Below are 19174 nucleotides of genomic sequence, written 5' to 3'. Positions count from 1 at the left end.
AAAGAATGAGAATTTGATATGAAATTAGTCTATACAGATATTCGCAATCCTCTGACGCAGTATTTAACGGATACCGCAGCAGAATTTGCTAAGGAAGGTAAGCGAGTTTTTTATATTGCTCCAAACTCTCTATCCTTTGAGATGGAACGCAAGGTTTTGGAATACCTACCTGAACAGGCAACTTTTGATATTATCGTGACCCGTTTTGGGCAATTGGCCCGCTATTTGATGATTGATAGGAAAGAAGCAAGTCAACCGCTGGATGATGTTGGTCTGGCAATGATTTTCTTTCGTGTTCTATCGCAATTTGAAGATGGCGACTTGAAAGTCTATGGTCGTTTGCAGACAGATTTTGGTTTCATTAATCAGCTGGTTGCTTTATACAAAGAATTGCAACGGGCAAATATGTCTATTTTGGACTTGGAAGCCATGGACTCACCAGATAAGCAGGCAGACTTGGTAAAGATTTTTCTGGCTGTAACAGACATTTTGTCCAAAGAAGGCTTTGAGCATCAGTCTAAGTTAGCACAGCTGACTGGCCTGGTAGAAACTGGTCAGTTGGATGAGCAGTTGAAGAACATTGTGCTGGTGGTAGACGGATTTTCTCGTTTTTCGGCAGAAGAAGAAGCTTTAGTAAGTGCTTTAAATGAACGGGTGTCGGAAATCCTGATTGGTGTATATGCCAGCAAGAAAGCTGTGCAAGCGACCTATATTGAAGGAAATGTTTATCAAGCTAATGTTGACTTTTTGCGCCAGTTATCAGCCCAATTCCAGACAAAGATTTCATATATTGGTCAAGAGCCAGTCTTGGATAGTATTGGAAAATTTTCAAAGAATATGGAGTCGATTTATGATTATAGCGGAACCTTACTTGAGTTGACTCCAGCAGACCAAGAAAAAATCCAGCTATGGGAGGTCGTTAACCAAAAAGAAGAGGTGGAGCAGGTTGCGACTGCAATTCGCCAACACATACACCAAGGGGTACGCTATAAAGACATTTTGTTGCTCTTGGGTGATGTGGATAGCTACAAGTTGCAGATTGGCAAGATTTTTGACAAGTATGACATTCCTTACTATTTCGGCAAGGCAGAGGAGATGAGTCATCATCCTCTGGTCCATTTTGTGGAGTCCTTGGAGCGCTTGCGTCGCTATCGTTTCCGTTCGGAAGACCTGCTCAATCTCCTCAAATCTGGTTTGTACGCCAGCATTTCCCAAAAGGAGCTGGACCTATTTGAGTCTTACATCCTCTTTGCGGATATGAAAGGCCAGGCTGCTTTTTCGAGGGCGTTTGTGGCCAATAGCAGAGCAGACTATGACGCTGAAGTCATTAAGGAGAAAAGGCTTGTTTATGATTTGAATGTCTTGGAACCCCTACGTGCTAAGATTATGGAACCTTTGAACCAGCTGTTTAAGGCTGGACCACAATCTGGAGCTGCCTTGCTTGAGAAATTTATGGCATTTTTGGAGGCGATTGAGCTTCCTAAAAATATGGAAAAAATGTCTCGAAATTTGAGCGAAATAGAGCAAGAAAAAGAAGAGCAGGTCTGGAAAAGTTTTACCTATATTCTTGAGAATTTTCATCAGGTTTTCGGAAAAGAAAAATTGAAAATGGATGATTTTCTGGCTATTTTACAGGCTGGAATGCAGGCCAGCCACTATCGTACCGTTCCTGCAACGGTTGATGTGGTCAATGTCAAATCCTATGATTTGATTGAGCCACACACTGCAAAGTATGTTTATGCTATCGGGATGGGCCAGTCTAATTTTCCAAAAGTTGCTAAGAATACCAGTCTATTGACAGAAGAAGAGATGGAAAAAGTCAATCTTGTTTCAGCCAGTTCTTCACGTTTCGATTTGGTCAGCCGAGAGAATATCAAGAAGAACCATGCAGCCATGATGTCTCTGCTGAATGTTGCGACGGAACAGTTAGTCATTTCAACTCCTCAGATTTATAACGAAGGTGAAGATAGTCTGTCACCCTACATTAAGATTCTCCAAAAAATGGGGCTGAAATCCGAAGAACGTGGAAGGATGAAAACACTTAGTCCGCAAGACATCGGTCACTACAAGAGTCTCTTATCCCGTTTGATTGAGTCGGAAAGACCCTCTCTTGATCATGAAGAATGGGAAGGGCAGAGGGCCTTCTGGACAGTCTTGGTTCGCCATTTGAAGAAGAAATTGGAGTCGCAAGGCATTGAAATTCCGACCATTACTGGCGAAATTACTTCTAAACAGCTTTCAGCTGATACATTGGCTGCTTTATATCCAGAGGATAAGCCGCTCAATCTTTCAGCATCCAGCTTAACCAATTTTTACAACAACCAATATCTTTACTTTGTCCGTAATGTTCTTCGCTTGCGGGAACAGGAATCCATCCATCCGACTGCCTTTCAGCATGGTTTGTTCTTGCATCGGATTTTTGAACGAGTGGTCATGGACCAATCTGAGCTAGATTTTGATCAAAAAGTGGACAAGGCCATCCTGCGTACACGTGACGAGGCAGAATTTGCTATGTTTTATAACCAGGATGCGGATGCTCGTTATACGGAGGAGGTGCTGGATAAGATTGCTCGCTCCAGTGCAACCATTTTGCGGGATAATGATTTGGTGGAAATTGATGGTCAGGAAAAGAGTTTCCGTCAGGATAAGGCGCTGGTTTTTGACCTTCAAAATGGTAAGAGTGTGCATGTAAATGGTACCATTGACCGCTTGGATACCTTACAAATCAATCAGGCTGTCGGTGTTGTGGATTACAAGTCCAGTGACCAATCTTTTTCAGTTGGGGATTTTTACAATGGTCTTAAACCTCAGTTGGTAACCTACTTGGCAGCCTTACAAGAGCTGGATGAAACCAAGGATAAACCTGTTTTTGGAGCTATGTATTTGCATTTGCAGGATCCGATTATCAAATTAAAAGACACGAAGAATTTAGAACAGCTAGAAGGAGCTGCCAATACTAGCTTGGCTTACAAGGGGCTTTTCTTGAAGGAGGAAAGTCTGGGGCTCAATCATTTTTATCAGACTCGTAACCAACTCTATACGGAAGATGAGTTTGCGGTGTTATTGAACCACAACCAAGAACTCTACAAACAAGCTGCCAAGGACATCCTGGATGGTCGCTTTGCTATTAACCCTTATACAAAAGATGGGCGTTCGGTGGCAGGTGAGCAGCTGAAGGCAATCACTGGTTTTGAGGCGGATCGACATATGGGTATGGCACGGCGGTTGGTCAAAGAGGCCAAGCGTCAAGATTGGATGGAACGAATGAAAGGAGGTCAGGACTAATGGCTTTTGAAGAATTTTTAAACTCGGAAGAAATCAAGGCTGTGCAGCTGGCGGAAGCCAATTCTGATAAGCAACAAAAACGCACACCTGAGCAGATTGAAGCCATCTACACGCATGGTCAGAATGTTCTGGTCTCTGCATCGGCTGGGTCAGGCAAGACCTTCGTTATGGTTCAACGGATTTTGGATAAGTTGAAGCGTGGTGTCGGGATTGACCAGCTCTTTATCTCGACCTTTACAGTCAAAGCGGCTGGTGAGTTGAAGGAGCGGATCGAGAAAAATCTCAATGAAACCATTTCGGAGACGACCGATATGGAATTGCGACAGCATTTGTCTGCCCAGTTGGCGGATTTGACCAAGGCGGATATTGGTACCATGGACTCCTTTACGCAGAAATTGGTGACAACCTATGGTTATAGCCTTGGTATTTCTCCGCAGTTTCGGATTTTACAGGATGAGACAGAAAAAGCGAGTCTGAAAAAAGAGGTTTTTGACCAGCTCTTTGCAGATTATCTTGAACAGGATGAAAATGGTGCATTCCGCAAACTGGTTGGCAATTTTTCGGGCAACCGCAAGGATAACAGTGGTTTCCGTCAGGTTATTTATCAGGTACATGATTTTAGCCAATCGACAAGCAGTCCAACTAAATGGCTGAAAGAGCAAGCTGTTCAAGCTGATTTGTACAGTCAAGAGCGTATAGAGCAGATGCTAGAGCAAGGCTTTAAGGAAAAAGTGTTAGACAAGCTCTATCAAGCTGCAGATTTCTTCCGCTACCATGTGGAATGGGGCAGAAATGACTTTGGTTCTGCTAAGTATTTTTCAAGCGTTGAAGATGTAATCGAATTGTTAACTGGTATAGACCATCTGGATTCCAAGCAGTTGATGGAGCGGGTTGAAAGAGTCCTTCTCATCAATGACCAGTCCAGAGGCAAAGGCCTGACCAATGCCAATCGACCAAAAGATGAGCATTTGATAGCCTTTAAAGAAGAATACAATGCTGGCAAGAGCCAGATTATCTCTGGACTACGAGATTTGGGTCAGGAAGTCTATGAATTAACCCTGCTGAAAGACTATCAGATTCAAGCTTTGCCACTGCTCGTATTATTACGTGACTTTGTCTTGGATTTTTCGCAGGCTTATCTGGATGTCAAAATCAAGGAAGCAGCTTTTGAGTTTGGTGATATTGGGCATTTCGCTATTCGTATTTTAGAAGAAAATGCAGACATCCGCCAGTTTTTCCAAGAAAAATACCACGAAGTCATGGTGGACGAGTACCAGGATAACAACCATAGCCAAGAGCGAATGTTGGACCTGCTGTCTAACGGTCACAACCGCTTTATGGTGGGCGATATTAAGCAGTCCATCTATCGATTCCGTCAGGCGGATCCGATGATTTTCCAAGAGAAATTTGAATTGTATCAGGAAAATCCTCAGGCTGGGAAATTGATATTACTCAAGGAAAACTTCCGTAGTCAGATTGAGGTCTTGGAGGCAACAAATGCTATTTTCACGCGTCTGATGGACCGTCAAGTAGGGGAAATCAAGTATGACGACACCCACAGTCTAGTGGCTGGTAGTCCTGGTCAAAAAATTGCCCAGCCCAAGCATGAGATGGAATACTTCATTTACGACCAGCAGGAGAGCGCACATTCTTCAATGGATGCTGAGGAGGAAACACCTCTGACTGCTGGTGAAATTGAGGTCGTTGCAAAAGAGATTATTCGTCTTCACAATGAAGAAGGAGCAGACTTCAAGGATATCACTCTCTTGGTGCAAAAACGGACGCACAATGACCTCATTATGTCCATTTTTGAAAAACACGGGATTCCAATTGTGGCAGATGGTGGAGCAGCCTCCTATTTGCAATCTTTAGAAGTCATGATCATGCTGGATACCTTGCGGGTTATCAATAATCCACTCAATGACTATGCCTTGGTTGCCCTGCTTAAATCGCCTATGTTCCGATTCGATGAGGATGAGCTGACACGGATTTCCTTGCAGGCTGGGACCGGTTTCTTGTACCAGAAAATGGAAATAGCCCATCAAACAAATGGGCAACATCCTGAACTTATGTCAGGAGAGTTGAAGAAGAAAATCAAGGATTTCTTGTCTATCTTAGAAAACTGGCGTGCTTTTGCCAAACTGCATTCTATTTATGACTTGATTTGGAAGATTTTCAATGAAAAATTCTACTATGACTATGTTGGTGCTCTTCCAAATGGTAGCAAGCGTCAGGCCAATCTATATGCACTAGGTCTGCGTGCCAACCAGTTCGAAAAAACAGGCTACAAGGGCTTGTCTCGTTTCATCGCCATGATTGACCGTGCCTTAGCAAATGACAAGGACTTGGCAGATGTACAAGAGTTTCTACCGCAAAATGCTGTACAGCTTATGACCATCCATAAGTCAAAAGGTTTGGAGTTCAAATATGTCTTCCTCATGAACATCGATAAGCGATTCAACTTGGAAGACCATTACTGGTCAGTCATTATCAGCCGGAAAAATGGTCTAGGTATCCAATATTTAGCGGATATGAAAGATAAGGTAAATAGCCCATTGCCTCAGGTGCGAGTCTTAATGAACACCCTTCCCTATCAAAATAATCTCCAAGAGCTAAAAATTGCTAATCTCTCAGAACAAATGCGGTTGCTTTACGTTGCACTAACGCGTGCCGAGAAGAAGCTGTATCTGGTTGGAAAGGGCAATGCTGACAAGTTAGCTGAAAAATACGATGGCAAAAAGGAAGATGGCGTACTTGCCCTATCAACTCGTGAAAGCATGGCAACCTTCCAAGACTGGATTCTAGCCATTGATGAGGCTTTTTCAGGAGAAGACTTGCGCTTCAAGAAAGTCTTTGTAACGGACGAGGATTTGACAGAGGAGAAGATCGGTAAACTGAAATTGAAGAGTAAGCTAGAAGATACCAGCCTTAAAGATATTCGTCAATCAGAAGACATCGCCCAGGCCTTGGACCAGCTGTCTTCTGTTCAAGAGTTGAACGAACGCTATAAGGCTGCCATTGAATTGCCAAGTTTACGGACTCCAAGTCAAATCAAGAAACTCTATGAGCCTATTTTGGAACAAGAAGGCATGGAAGTTATGGAAAAATACCAGCCAAAACGGACCTTCAACTTGCCAGATTTCTCCAAGAAACCAAAAATCACTGGAGCCCAAGTCGGATCAGCAGTCCATGAACTCATGCAACGCTTGGATCTGTCTTGGTTGGTGACAGAAGATACGGTAAGAGCAGCTCTAGAAGCTGTTCATGCTGAGCAAGCGATTAAAGATAAAATCAATGTTCAGATGATTTTGGATTTCTTTGATACAGACTTAGGAAGAGAAATTCTAGCCAATACGGACAAACTCCACCGAGAAGCTCCATTTGCAAGTTTGCAGACAGATCCTGTATCTCAGGAAAACTTTGTCCTGCGTGGAATTATCGATGGCTACCTACTGTATGATGATCATATTGTCCTCTTTGATTACAAGACAGACAAATATGACCAACCAATCCAACTCAGTCAACGTTACCAAGCTCAAATGCAACTCTATGCCGAGGCATTGAAAAAAGCCTACAAGATAGATCGTGTAGACTGCCATTTGATTTTGCTTGGTGGGGAGAGAATAGAAGTGGTTGAAGTCAAAATATAGACAATATGTAAAGACCCCCAGTTGAGAATTCGTGGATTTACCTGTACACTAGAATAAAAAAAACAATCAACTTCTAACAGGAATTACCACACTCAATTGGAGGTCTTATATGTTTCATTTTACCACACTTTTCATCGGAATGGATGTTCACAAAGAAAGTTTTTCACTCTGCTATTATGATATGATGGCGAATCAATTCAAACATAGCACTAAAGTTGGTCCAAATGTTAGCTATATTGTGAACTATGTGAATGAGCTTCGTCGTTTATATGGTCAAGATGCAGAAGTGTTATGTGGCTACGAAGCCGGATGTCTTGGATTTACCCTATATCACCAGCTACAAGCTCACGGGATTCCCTGTATCGTGATGGCGCCTACAACGGTGATGAAGGAAGGATCTAAGCGTGTTAAGACTGATAAAAAAGATGCAGCTCAGCTCGCAAAAGCTCTGGCCTTTCGTAGCTATCGGCCTGTTCATATTCCTACTGTTGAGGATGAACAAGTCAAAGAATATATCCGCATGAGAACAGACCACAAAGTGGCTCTGAAGAAAATCAAACAACAAATTCTTGCCTTCTGTCTCCGACATGATTTTCGCTATACCGAGGGAAGCAGTAATTGGACACAGAAACATGTCCGCTGGCTCCATTCCCTAAATCCTGATGGACTTTACGCAGAGATTTTGACAGAATACCTATTGACCTATGAGAAATTAGTAGATCAAATAGAACGGTATGATGCGCGAATTGAGCAACTGGGTCAAAGCGACAGTTATCAAGAGAAGGTCTCATGGCTCTCTTGCTTTATTGGCATTAAAACACTAACCGCACTTTCCATTGTGACGGAAATCGGTGATTTTAACCGCTTTGCGACAGCTCAACATTTTGCTTCCTATCTTGGGCTAACTCCTAACGAAAATTCTAGCGGTGACAAGGAGAGAAGAGGTGCTATCACCAAAGCTGGGAATAGCCATGTGAGACGACTTCTGATAGAAGCTGCACAATCATTGGCTAAGGGGACGATTGGGTATAAATCCAAAGAATTGAAACGGAGACAAAGTGGAAACCGAGTGGAGGTGATTGCTTATGCGGATAAGGCTAATGAACGCTTAAGAAGACGTTATCGCACACTTGTTCTAGGAAAAAATAAGAAACAAAATGTTGCTAAAACAGCTATTGCACGAGAATTGTCTGGTTTTATTTGGGGGATGATGACAGGAAGAATAGCTTGAAGTTAGCGCTTGTTTTCATGTACACTTTTGACCATTAAGTTTTATCATCGCAGAGCGATGAGGAATCCCTATTTCTATCCAAAATCACTGGGTGAATTTGGACAGAAATAAGGATTGAAATCATGTTTGAATGGAAAGTATCTTGAAGGAGTTTAGGACTTCAAGGTTTGAGTCATCTACGAAATGACTAAGTGGCACAATTGTGATCCACGCTTATAGAGAGTAGGACTCGCGGCAGAACCATTGACCTGTAGGTAACCAATCCACGAATATCAGAGTGGCCAATGCCCGAAGCTAAGAACTAGGCTCTTTCTAGATACTTTTCATTTTTTAATCAGTTCGATTGTTTTTACTTGACAAAGGGCTTTACATATCAGTCATTTAGTTTTTCTTTTATTACTTCGACGCAAGAGGAAACTCCATTTCCTTATTTCCAACTTCAAACATTCCGCTGGATTGTTTGAACTCGCTTTGCCGTACTTTGCAGGGGTGGCTTGCTCCGCAAGTGCTATCTCCAACCTTGCATAGTCATTCGACTGTACAAGCTGTCTGCAGCTATTGAGGCGAACTTTGTTCGCTATATCTCCAACCTCCAAAGGTTCCCCGAACCTTTGGAGCGAGTACTAAAGGTAATCTAAAAGACTATAAATTAAAAGCGAGTGATTTAAACTCGCTTTTTCTGTTTGGTTAGGTTGAGTCCAAATGGGACAAGGTTTTCTTCCTTTTTCAAAATTCGCTGGATATTTTCCTTGTGGCGGATAATGACAAATAGGCCCAAAAAGACGATGATGATGGTAAAGAGCCAGTCGTAGCTTGGCAGGATGATTCCTATTGCTGGAAATAGCAGAGCTCCTAAGATTGCTAAAGCTGCTGCTAAGACGCTAGAGAAGGAAACCATGGACGTCAAGTAGAGTGAACTGGCAAAGATTAGAACGAGATAGAGGCAAAAAGCAGGTGCGACGCCCAGAAGCATACCAGCCGACGTTGCCACAGCCTTCCCCCCTTTGAATTGGGCAAAGATAGGGAAAGTGTGCCCCAGTACAGCCATTAACCCAAATACAATCGGAGAAATTCCTTGGGCATGAAAGATCAGCGGAAGCAAGGCTGCCAACGTTCCTTTGAGAAAATCAATTACAAATACAATCGTACCAGCCTTTGGCCCCAGTATGCGAAAGGTATTAGTTGTTCCAGTATTTCCTGAACCATGTTCACGAATGTTGATATTGAAAAAAGCTTGACCTATCCAAAGTCCTGACGGGATAGATCCCAATAAATATGCAATAAATAGTAAAATAAGATTGACTAACATGTTTTCATTATAGCATATTTTCATCTAATTTAGTCCAAAATCTTATTTTGTGAGCTGTCTCAGCCGATAGGTGACAGAAATATTTTGCAAAAATGCTAAAAAACTTGTAATATAGAAAGGATGATAAGTATGGAGGTCAGTTTTGGCTAAGAAAGAGATTGATATAAATAATTACAATGACGATGCCATTCAGGTACTGGAAGGGCTAGATGCCGTTCGCAAACGCCCTGGTATGTACATCGGCTCCACAGACGGAAATGGCTTGCACCACATGGTCTGGGAGATTGTCGATAACGCTGTCGATGAAGCCCTGTCTGGTTTCGGTGACCGAATTGACGTGACTATTAACAAGGACGGTAGCCTGTCTGTTTCCGACCGTGGGCGTGGGATGCCTGTTGGTATGCACGCAACAGGCAAGCCAACGGTTGAAGTTATCTTCACCGTTCTCCACGCAGGTGGTAAGTTTGGTCAAGGTGGCTACAAGACTTCAGGTGGTCTCCACGGGGTTGGTTCTTCGGTGGTCAATGCCCTGTCCAGCTGGTTGGAAGTTGAGATTACCCGTGACGGTGCTGTTTACAAGCAACGATTTGAGCAGGGCGGAAAGCCAGTCACGACCTTAGAGAAGATTGGTACCGCTCCAAAATCAAAAACAGGTACAAAGGTGACTTTTATGCCTGACGATACCATCTTTTCAACGACGGATTTCAAGTTCAACACCATTGCCGAACGCCTGAAAGAGTCAGCCTTCTTGCTCAAACAGGTCACCATGACCTTGACAGATGAGCGGACTGGTGAGCAGGAGGAGTATCACTATGAAAATGGTGTTCAGGACTTTGTTTCTTACCTCAACGAAGACAAGGAAACCCTGACACCTGTCCTTTATTTTGAAGGAGAAGATGCAGGATTCCAAGTCCAAGTTGCCATGCAGTACAACGACGGCTATTCAGACAACATCCTCTCCTTCGTTAACAACGTTCGGACCAAGGACGGCGGTACCCATGAAACAGGTCTCAAACTAGCCATTACCAAGGCTATGAACGACTATGCCCGCAAGACCAACTTGCTCAAAGAAAAGGACAAGAACTTGGAAGGCTCTGACTACCGTGAAGGTTTGTCTGCGGTCCTTTCTATCCTTGTCCCAGAAGAGCATTTGCAGTTTGAAGGGCAGACCAAGGACAAGCTGGGCAGCCCGCTTGCTCGCCCTGTGGTGGACGGCATTGTGTCGGACAAGCTGACTTTCTTCCTTTTGGAAAATGGCGAGCTAGCATCTAATCTAGTTCGTAAAGCCATTAAGGCGCGTGACGCCCGCGAGGCTGCGCGTAAGGCGCGTGACGAATCCCGAAATGGTAAGAAAAACAAGAAGGACAAGGGGCTTCTTTCAGGTAAGCTAACCCCAGCCCAGTCTAAAAATCCAGCCAAAAACGAACTCTATCTGGTCGAGGGAGATTCAGCCGGAGGCTCTGCCAAACAAGGCCGTGACCGCAAGTTCCAAGCCATCCTACCTTTGCGTGGTAAGGTTATCAATACCGCCAAGGCAAAAATGGCGGACATCCTCAAAAACGAAGAAATCAATACCATGATTTACACCATCGGTGCAGGTGTTGGCTCAGACTTTACGCTGGAAGATGTCAACTATGATAAGATTATAATCATGACCGATGCGGATACGGATGGTGCCCACATTCAGACTCTCTTGCTGACCTTCTTCTATCGCTATATGCGACCATTGGTAGAAGCAGGACGGGTTTATATCGCCCTTCCGCCACTTTATAAGATGTCCAAAGGCAAGGGCAAGACAGAAAAGATTGCTTATGCTTGGTCTGACGGAGAATTAGAAGATCTCCGCAAGGATTTCGGCAAGGGCTTTATCCTCCAACGCTACAAGGGACTTGGTGAGATGAATGCCGATCAGCTCTGGGAAACAACCATGAACCCTGAAACTCGTACTCTTATCCGTGTGACAATTGAAGATTTGGCGCGTGCTGAACGCCGTGTATCTGTCCTCATGGGCGACAAGGTCGAGCCACGCCGTAAGTGGATTGAGGACAATGTGAAGTTTACCTTGGAGGAAGCGACAGCTTTCACCAAATAATCTCAGGGAATTGAGGTGCCATATGGTTTTAGAAAATAAATTGGGGATTGAAAATTCGGCTGAATTAGCCCGTCTTGAAGAACAAATCAGCAAGAAAAAAGCGGCTCAACTGTTCGAAACTGGCCAATTGTTTCAGATAGAAGTTGGGACTTTTGCAGGTTTGAAACACATTCATCAGGCTTTATTTGAGGATATTTATGATTTTGCAGGTAAAATTCGTGATGTCAACATTGCCAAAAACAATTTTCAATTTGCCCCTCGCATTTTTCTGGAACAGTCATTGGCTTATATTGACAAGCTACCTCATACTACTTTCGATGAGATTGTTGACAAGTACGCAGATATGAATATTGCACATCCTTTTCGTGAAGGAAATGGTCGTAGTATGCGTATCTGGTTGGATTGTATGCTACGGGATAGTTTGGGTAAGGTTGTTGATTGGAATAGTATTGATAAAGATGAATATTTCAATGCTATGGTTAGAAGCCATGTGTCAACAGGAGAGCTTAAATATCTGTTATTGCAAGCCTTAACGGAAGATCTTGGTCAGGCTACTTATTTCAAAGGCATCGACCATTCTTATTACTATGAAGGATACAATCTCTATCGCACAGAGGATTTGTAACTCTAGCACAAGCAAACTATGTGAGGTGTTTTATGCCACTAAGAGTAAAATTAACTGATCGTTTTCAAAAACGGTTGTCTGAATGGGTTCGAAAGCGCAAGCCATTTAAAAACAAACAGGAGTTGGAAGAGAAATTTGACCAAGCATTGAAGATTTGGCAATCTTCCAAAACTCGGCAACATGCAGAAAACTTGCTATCTGAGCAAGGAAAATTAGAACATTTTTTACATAGCACGGAACGGAAACTGTCTCGTATGCCTTTTGGTGGAGATAAGTTTGCGGCTATTCCAGGCTTGATTTCCATGGTGCGAAGCTATATCCGTAGAGATTACAATAAGTTACCCAAAGGGATAATCCTCGCAATTATAGGTGCTTTGATTTATTTTTTCAGTCCTATTGATGCCTTACCAGATTTCATCCTTGGAGCAGGTCTACTTGACGATGCCTTTGTTCTTGGTGCTTGCTTAAAACTCATCAAGTCAGACTTAAGCGACTTCCGTGACTGGCAAGCAAATCAGCACAAGCTAGAAGAGTAGCTCTGCTATTTTACATAAAAGAAAAATAAAAGAAGAAAACTATGAGCAACATTCAAAACATGTCCCTTGAGGACATCATGGGAGAGCGTTTTGGTCGCTACTCCAAATACATTATTCAGGAGCGGGCTTTGCCGGACATTCGTGACGGTCTCAAGCCCGTGCAACGTCGGATTCTTTATTCCATGAATAAGGACGGCAATACTTTTGACAAGGGCTACCGCAAGTCCGCCAAGTCAGTCGGGAATATCATGGGGAATTTCCACCCGCACGGTGACTTCTCTATTTATGATGCCATGGTCCGCATGAGTCAGGACTGGAAGAACCGTGAGATTCTGGTGGAGATGCACGGAAACAACGGTTCCATGGACGGCGATCCGCCTGCGGCTATGCGTTACACTGAGGCTCGCCTATCGGAAATGGCTGGCTATCTGTTGGCTGACATCGAGAAAAAGACCGTACCATTTGCTTGGAACTTTGACGATACGGAAAAAGAACCCACTGTGCTACCAGCTGCCTTCCCCAATCTCTTGGTCAATGGAGCGACAGGAATTTCAGCAGGGTACGCGACTGACATCCCGCCGCATAATCTGGCGGAGGTCATCGATGCCGTTGTTTACATGATTGATCATCCGACAGCTAAATTAGAAAAGTTGATGGAGTTCTTGCCTGGACCAGACTTCCCAACAGGTGCCATTATCCAAGGGGTTGACGAAATCAAGAAAGCCTATGAAACTGGTAAGGGTCGTGTCGTTGTCCGTAGCCGTTGTGAAATTGAACAACTCAAGGCTGGTAAGAAACAGATTGTCATTACCGAGATTCCTTACGAGGTCAACAAGGCTGTTCTGGTTAAGAAGATTGACGATGTCCGTGTCAACAACAAGGTGCCTGGTATTGCCGAGGTGCGTGATGAGTCAGACCGGACAGGTCTGCGGATTGCCATTGAACTGAAAAAAGACAGCGATGAGCAAACCATTCTCAACTACCTCTACAAATACACCGACCTGCAAATCAATTACAACTTCAACATGGTGGCCATTGATAACTTCACACCGCGTCAGGTTGGCTTGCAGAAAATTCTGTCCAGCTACATCGCCCACCGTCGTGAGATTATCATTGCTCGGTCTAAGTTTGACAAGGAAAAGGCAGAAAAACGTCTCCATATCGTAGAAGGTTTGATCCGTGTTATTTCTATTTTGGACGAAGTCATTGCCCTTATCCGTGCTTCTGAAAACAAGGCTGATGCCAAGGAAAACTTGAAAGTCAGCTATGAGTTCAGCGAGGAACAGGCAGAAGCAATCGTGACCTTGCAACTTTACCGTTTGACAAACACCGATATTGTGACCTTGGAAAATGAAGAAGCAGCCCTACGCGAGCAGATTCAGACCTTGGCAGCCATTATCGGCGATGAGCGGACCATGTTCAATCTCATGAAGAAGGAACTGCGTGAGGTCAAGAAGCAGTTTGGAAATCCTCGTTTGAGTGAATTGCAGGATCAGGCAGAAACGATTGAAATTGACACTGCCAGCTTGATTGTCGAGGAAGAAACTTTTGTTAGCGTGACCAAGGCAGGTTACATCAAACGGACCAGTCCGCGTTCTTTCAATGCCTCAACGCTGGAAGAAATGGGCAAACGAGAGGATGACCAGCTGATTTTCTTGCAGAATGCCAAGACAACCCAGCACCTCTTGCTCTTTACCAATCTTGGAAATGTCATCTACCGGCCTGTCCATGAACTGACAGATATTCGTTGGAAGGATATTGGTGAACATCTGAGCCAGACTCTCATGAACTTTGATACCAATGAAGAAATTATCTTCGCTGAATTGGTGGAAAATTTTGATGAGGGAACTTATTTCGCGGTGACCAAATACGGTCAAATCAAGCGTGTGGAGCGGAAGGAGTTCACACCATGGCGGACTTACAAGTCCAAGTCAACCAAGTATGCCAAACTCAAAGATGCAGAGGATGTGGTCATTACCGTATCACCTGTGGTCTTGGACGACATCATGCTCATGACAGAAAAGGGCTACGCTCTGCGATTTAACATCGAAGAAGTGCCAATCATCGGTGCCAAGGCAGCTGGTGTCAAGGCGGTCAACCTCAAGGATGAGGATGTGGTGGCTGCGGCCTTTATCAGCAATACCAGCTCCGTCTATCTCCTGACCCAGCGTGGTAGCCTTAAGCGGATGGCGACGGAGGAAATCCCTGTAACTAGCCGTGCCAAGCGTGGTTTGCAGGTTCTGCGAGAGCTCAAGTCTAAACCGCACCGTGTCTTTGCGGCGGGTCCAGTCTTGACGGACCAGGGGGATTTTGACCTCTTTAGCACAGCGAATGAAGATGAAACGATCAGTCAAATCCTTCACGTGCAGTCCAAAACAGGCAAACTCTATGAGGTTGATGTGACCCAGCTTAGCCTGTCTGAACGCACTAGCAACGGTAGCTTTATCTCGGATACCATTTCTGATGAGGAAGTGTTTAGAGCTTGGATAGACTAAAAAAGATGGGAGTGGGAAAGAACTCGACTAAGTCAAAAAGAGTTCGTCTTCCCACCCCCGCACAGTTGATTAGGTTAGATTTGGAGTGTAAAACACGAACAAATCTACCAATCAACCACTGCGCTGAGATGTTGACACGAACACTGAGAAGTGGGTCAGGGCTTTTTGCCCAGCCTCGTCTTTTTGCTATACTGTAGAGGAGGTAAATATTATGAAAATTATCAAATTATTTTTCAGTATAAAAGTCTATCTATGGCTTGTTCTGTCCTTCCTTCTGTTATTGTATGGTGTATGGGGATACGGCTACATCTCTGGTGAAAAGAGTAATCAGCAGGAAGTGAGTGTCCATACGGCTATTGAATCTGTCGAGCAAGTCAATGAATTGGTATTTCTAAATACAGCTGTCCAGAAAATTGTGACCGCTAAAAACTACACGGTCTTATTTGGTCAAGAAATGCCCTTCTCAGAAAAATCAGCCCTCTTAATCATTAAGTACAAGGCAAAATTTGGTATCAAAAGTCCTGTATCCATTGAACATCTTTCTGAAAATCGGTACAAAATTACCCTTCCAGCCTTTGAAGTCATTGGATTGGAATTAGATGCAGAAGAACCTTATACCTTATATGATAAGAGTGGTGAGATACTGAGTTTTGCGACAGAAGAAATCGATACTGCCCAACTTATCACAGATGAATTTCAGTCAGCAGAACAAGAAACGTTTCTAGCAGATTATCAGGAGGACATAAAAGAGTCAGCTAAAAACTACTATCAAAATTTATTTAGTGCTATCTCACCTGAAATTCAACTAGAATTTGTTTTTAAAGAGTAAGAGTCTGGTTTACCAGGCTTTTTCTTATATTCACAAAATTTTCTGAATTTTTAATTGAAAATCACTTTCAAAAGTAGTAAAATAATAAAAAATGAATTTGGAGAAACTATATGACAGTGAACATTGACTGGGAAAACCTTGGTTTTTCTTATATGAAACTACCTTATCGCTTCATCGCTCATTTCAAAAACGGCCAGTGGTCTGAGGGGCAATTGACCGAAGATGCGGAACTGCACATTTCAGAAAGCTCACCAGCCCTTCACTATGGGCAGCAGGCCTTTGAGGGCCTTAAAGCCTATCGTACCAAGGAGGGAAAACTCCAGCTCTTTCGTCCAGACCAAAACGCTGAGCGCCTGCAACGGACAGCTGACCGCTTGCTCATGGAGCCTGTACCGACTGATCTTTTCATCAAGGCTTGTAAAGAAGTGGTCAAAGCCAATGCAGACTACGTTCCTCCCTATGGAACTGGTGGCACCCTCTATCTCCGCCCGCTCCTCATCGGCGTCGGCGACATCATCGGCGTCAAACCTGCGGAAGAGTATATTTTCACCGTTTTCGCCATGCCAGTTGGCAACTATTTCAAGGGCGGCCTGGCTCCGACCAACTTCCTCATCCAAGACAAGTACGACCGTGCAGCACCTAACGGAACTGGGGCAGCCAAGGTCGGCGGTAACTACGCAGCATCGCTCTTACCGGGTCAATATGCCAAAAAGCAGGGCTTCTCAGATGTCATCTACCTGGACCCAGCTACCCACACCAAGATTGAAGAAGTAGGGTCTGCTAATTTCTTTGGTATTACAGCTGATAACGAGTTTGTCACACCGATTTCACCATCAATCTTGCCGTCCATTACCAAGTATTCTCTCTTGTATTTGGCAGAGCATCGTCTGGGGATGAAGGCAGTGGAACGTGAAGTCCTTGTCGAAGAATTAGACCAGTTTGTCGAAGCAGGAGCTTGCGGAACAGCTGCAGTCATCTCACCAATTGGTGGTATCCAGATTGCAGACAAACTCCATGTTTTCCATAGTGAAACAGAAGTAGGACCTGTCACTCGTAAATTGTATGAAGAATTAACAGGTATCCAGTTTGGTGATATTGAAGCTCCTGAAGGCTGGATTGTCGAAGTAGATTAATTTCAGAAGGCTTGCACTTGCAAGCTCTTCTCTTTTTTTGTAGAATAGTAAAAGTGAGGTTTGAAAATGAGTAAAAAAGATAAAAAAATTGAAATTCAGATTGAAGATAGCAAAGTTCTTGTCAATAGAGAAGAGTTCCCTGGCTACCGCCTTGTTATAGGTAAAAAAGTAATTGGAGAAATTGCAGAATTGGCTGAAAATAACTTTGCAGTTATAAAAAATGGAAACACCGAAAGCTTTTACAAAAAATTAGAAAAAGCAGTCGGAAATATTATTGAAAATTATAATTTAAGTCACTAAAAGGCTTGTAATAGTCGCTATTTTATGTTAGAATAGTGACTGTTAGTGCACGGAGAGATAGCGAAGAGGCTAAACGCGGCGGACTGTAAATCCGCTCCTTCGGGTTCGGGGGTTCGAATCCCTCTCTCTCCATATCTAAGATACTAAGGGCGTCAAACGCACAGTAAAAATAGGAAGTTGACAGCAAATCCTGATTTGCCAGGCAACTTATCTTTTTTACACAGCGTTTAGCCCGAGTTCATTTCATAACGTTATCTTAGTGGTGTATATTGGGGTATCGCCAAGCGGTAAGGCAAGGGACTTTGACTCCCTCATGCGTTGGTTCGAATCCAGCTACCCCAGTAAAGGTACTAGATATAATCTAGTTCGTCAAAGATGTCTAATTGTTGTTGTCCTTGCGTGTGCCTTAAATAAAATATATTTTATGTTGGGTCGAAAGACCTGATTGTCGGAGGTTTTTTTATAATGAACGAATTTGAAGATTTGTTGAACAGTGTAAGCGAAGTTACACCTGGCGATGTGGTAACTGCAGAAGTATTGACAGTTGATGCTGGTCAAGCAAACGTAGCTATCTCAGGTACTGGTGTTGAAGGCGTATTGACTCTTCGTGAGTTGACTAACGACCGTGATGCTGATATCAACGACCTTGTAAAAGTTGGTGAAACACTTGAATTGTTAGTACTTCGCCAAGTTGTTGGTAAAGATACAGACACTGTTACTTATCTTGTATCTAAAAAACGTTTGGAAGCACGTAAAGCATGGGACAAGCTTGTTGGTCGTGAAGAAGAAGTTGTTACAGTTAAAGTAACTCGTGCCGTTAAAGGTGGTCTTGCAGTTGAATTTGAAGGTCTTCGTGGTTTCATCCCAGCTTCAATGATCGACAGCCGTTTCACTCGTAACACTGAGCGTTTTGTAGGTCAAGAATTTGATGCTAAAATCAAAGAAGTTGATCCTGCTGAGAACCGTTTCATCTTGTCACGTCGTGACGTTGTTGAAGCAGAAGCTGCAGCTGCACGTGCTGAAGTATTCGGTAAATTGGCAGTTGGTGAAGTTGTGACTGGTAAAGTTGCACGTATCACAAGCTTCGGTGCTTTCATCGACCTTGGTGGTGTAGATGGTTTGGTACACTTGACTGAATTGTCACACGAGCGTAACGTATCTCCTAAATCAGCTGTAACAGTTGGTGAAGAAGTTGAAGTTAAAGTTCTTGCAATCGACGAAGTTGAAGGTCGCGTATCATTGTCATTGAAAGCTACACAGCCTGGCCCATGGGATGGCGTTGAGCAAAAATTGGCAGCTGGTGATGTCATCGAAGGTAAAGTAAAACGCTTGACTGACTTCGGTGCTTTCGTTGAAGTATTGCCAGGTATCGATGGTTTGGTACACATTTCACAAATTTCACACAAACGTGTTGAAAATCCTAAAGATGCTTTGTCAGTAGGTCAAGAAGTAACTGTTAAAGTTCTTGAAGTAAACGCAGCTGATGAGCGTGTATCACTTTCTATCAAAGCTTTGGAAGAGCGTCCAGCAGCTGCTGAAGGCGAAGAAAAAGCTGAAAAACGTGCTCCACGTCCACGTCGTCAAAAACGTGAAGAAAAACGTGATTACGAATTGCCAGAAACTCAATCTGGATTCTCAATGGCTGACCTTTTCGGTGACATTGAATTGTAATTCATATAAAAACTTGCC

Annotated in this window: 12 protein-coding genes and 2 tRNA genes; 13 read left to right on the top strand and 1 reads right to left on the bottom strand. The window is 43.5% G+C overall.

What is annotated here, in order from left to right; translation table 11 throughout:
- The first annotated feature begins 18 nt into the window (after positions 1-18).
- The 3 genes from rexB (at position 19) to CWM22_07315 (ending at position 8166) form a co-directional block, all read left to right on the top strand.
- On the top strand, positions 19-3285 hold the full coding sequence (rexB, locus tag CWM22_07325) for an ATP-dependent nuclease subunit B (protein AUC91710.1): 3267 nt from the start codon (positions 19-21) through the stop codon (positions 3283-3285).
- Complete coding sequence (gene addA, locus CWM22_07320; protein ID AUC91709.1) at positions 3252-6935, top strand: helicase-exonuclease AddAB subunit AddA; 3684 nt, start codon at positions 3252-3254, stop codon at positions 6933-6935. Before rexB ends, addA begins: the two co-directional genes overlap by 34 nt.
- Positions 6936-7044: 109 nt before the next feature.
- The gene (locus tag CWM22_07315) at positions 7045-8166 is read left to right on the top strand and encodes an IS110 family transposase (GenBank protein AUC91708.1); all 1122 of its coding nucleotides are present in this window, start codon (positions 7045-7047) and stop codon (positions 8164-8166) included.
- Between the two features lie 664 nt (positions 8167-8830).
- Here CWM22_07315 and CWM22_07310 read toward each other — a convergent pair.
- Complete coding sequence (locus CWM22_07310; protein ID AUC91707.1) at positions 8831-9475, bottom strand: glycerol-3-phosphate 1-O-acyltransferase PlsY; 645 nt, start codon at positions 9473-9475, stop codon at positions 8831-8833.
- Between the two features lie 142 nt (positions 9476-9617).
- On the opposite strand from CWM22_07310, the gene parE reads away from it, so the two are divergent.
- From parE to CWM22_07260, 10 genes are all read left to right on the top strand, one after another.
- The gene (gene parE / locus CWM22_07305) at positions 9618-11567 is read left to right on the top strand and encodes a DNA topoisomerase IV subunit B (protein ID AUC91706.1); all 1950 of its coding nucleotides are present in this window, start codon (positions 9618-9620) and stop codon (positions 11565-11567) included.
- A 22-nt stretch (positions 11568-11589) separates the two neighbouring features.
- A complete protein-coding gene (locus tag CWM22_07300; GenBank protein ID AUC91705.1) occupies positions 11590-12192 on the top strand; it encodes a cell filamentation protein Fic in 603 nt (200 codons plus the stop codon).
- Between the two features lie 32 nt (positions 12193-12224).
- Positions 12225-12728 (top strand): DUF1232 domain-containing protein, encoded by a 504-nt coding sequence (locus CWM22_07295; GenBank protein AUC91704.1) that lies wholly within the window; start codon positions 12225-12227, stop codon positions 12726-12728.
- Positions 12729-12769: 41 nt separating this feature from the next.
- A complete protein-coding gene (gene parC, locus CWM22_07290) occupies positions 12770-15223 on the top strand; it encodes a DNA topoisomerase IV subunit A (GenBank protein ID AUC91703.1) in 2454 nt (817 codons plus the stop codon).
- Between the two features lie 211 nt (positions 15224-15434).
- Positions 15435-16052 carry a DUF4230 domain-containing protein gene (locus tag CWM22_07285; GenBank protein AUC91702.1) on the top strand — a complete coding sequence of 206 codons (618 nt, stop codon included), beginning with the start codon at positions 15435-15437 and terminating at the stop codon, positions 16050-16052.
- A gap of 110 nt (positions 16053-16162) precedes the next feature.
- Positions 16163-17185, top strand: coding sequence for a branched-chain amino acid aminotransferase (locus CWM22_07280; GenBank protein AUC91701.1), 1023 nt, complete (start codon positions 16163-16165; stop codon positions 17183-17185).
- A 66-nt stretch (positions 17186-17251) separates the two neighbouring features.
- Positions 17252-17485: a DUF2969 domain-containing protein gene (locus CWM22_07275; GenBank protein AUC91700.1), complete on the top strand. Its 234-nt coding sequence runs from the start codon at positions 17252-17254 to the stop codon at positions 17483-17485.
- A 51-nt stretch (positions 17486-17536) separates the two neighbouring features.
- Positions 17537-17617, top strand: a tRNA-Tyr gene (locus CWM22_07270).
- Between the two features lie 138 nt (positions 17618-17755).
- Positions 17756-17827: transfer RNA gene (locus tag CWM22_07265), tRNA-Gln, on the top strand.
- Between the two features lie 123 nt (positions 17828-17950).
- On the top strand, positions 17951-19156 hold the full coding sequence (locus CWM22_07260) for a 30S ribosomal protein S1 (protein ID AUC91699.1): 1206 nt from the start codon (positions 17951-17953) through the stop codon (positions 19154-19156).
- Positions 19157-19174 lie beyond the last annotated feature (18 nt).

The organism is Streptococcus suis (genome assembly GCA_002831545.1).
Taxonomy (GTDB): Bacteria; Bacillota; Bacilli; order Lactobacillales; family Streptococcaceae; genus Streptococcus; species Streptococcus suis_P.
This window is presented reverse-complemented; position numbering and strand designations above follow the sequence as displayed.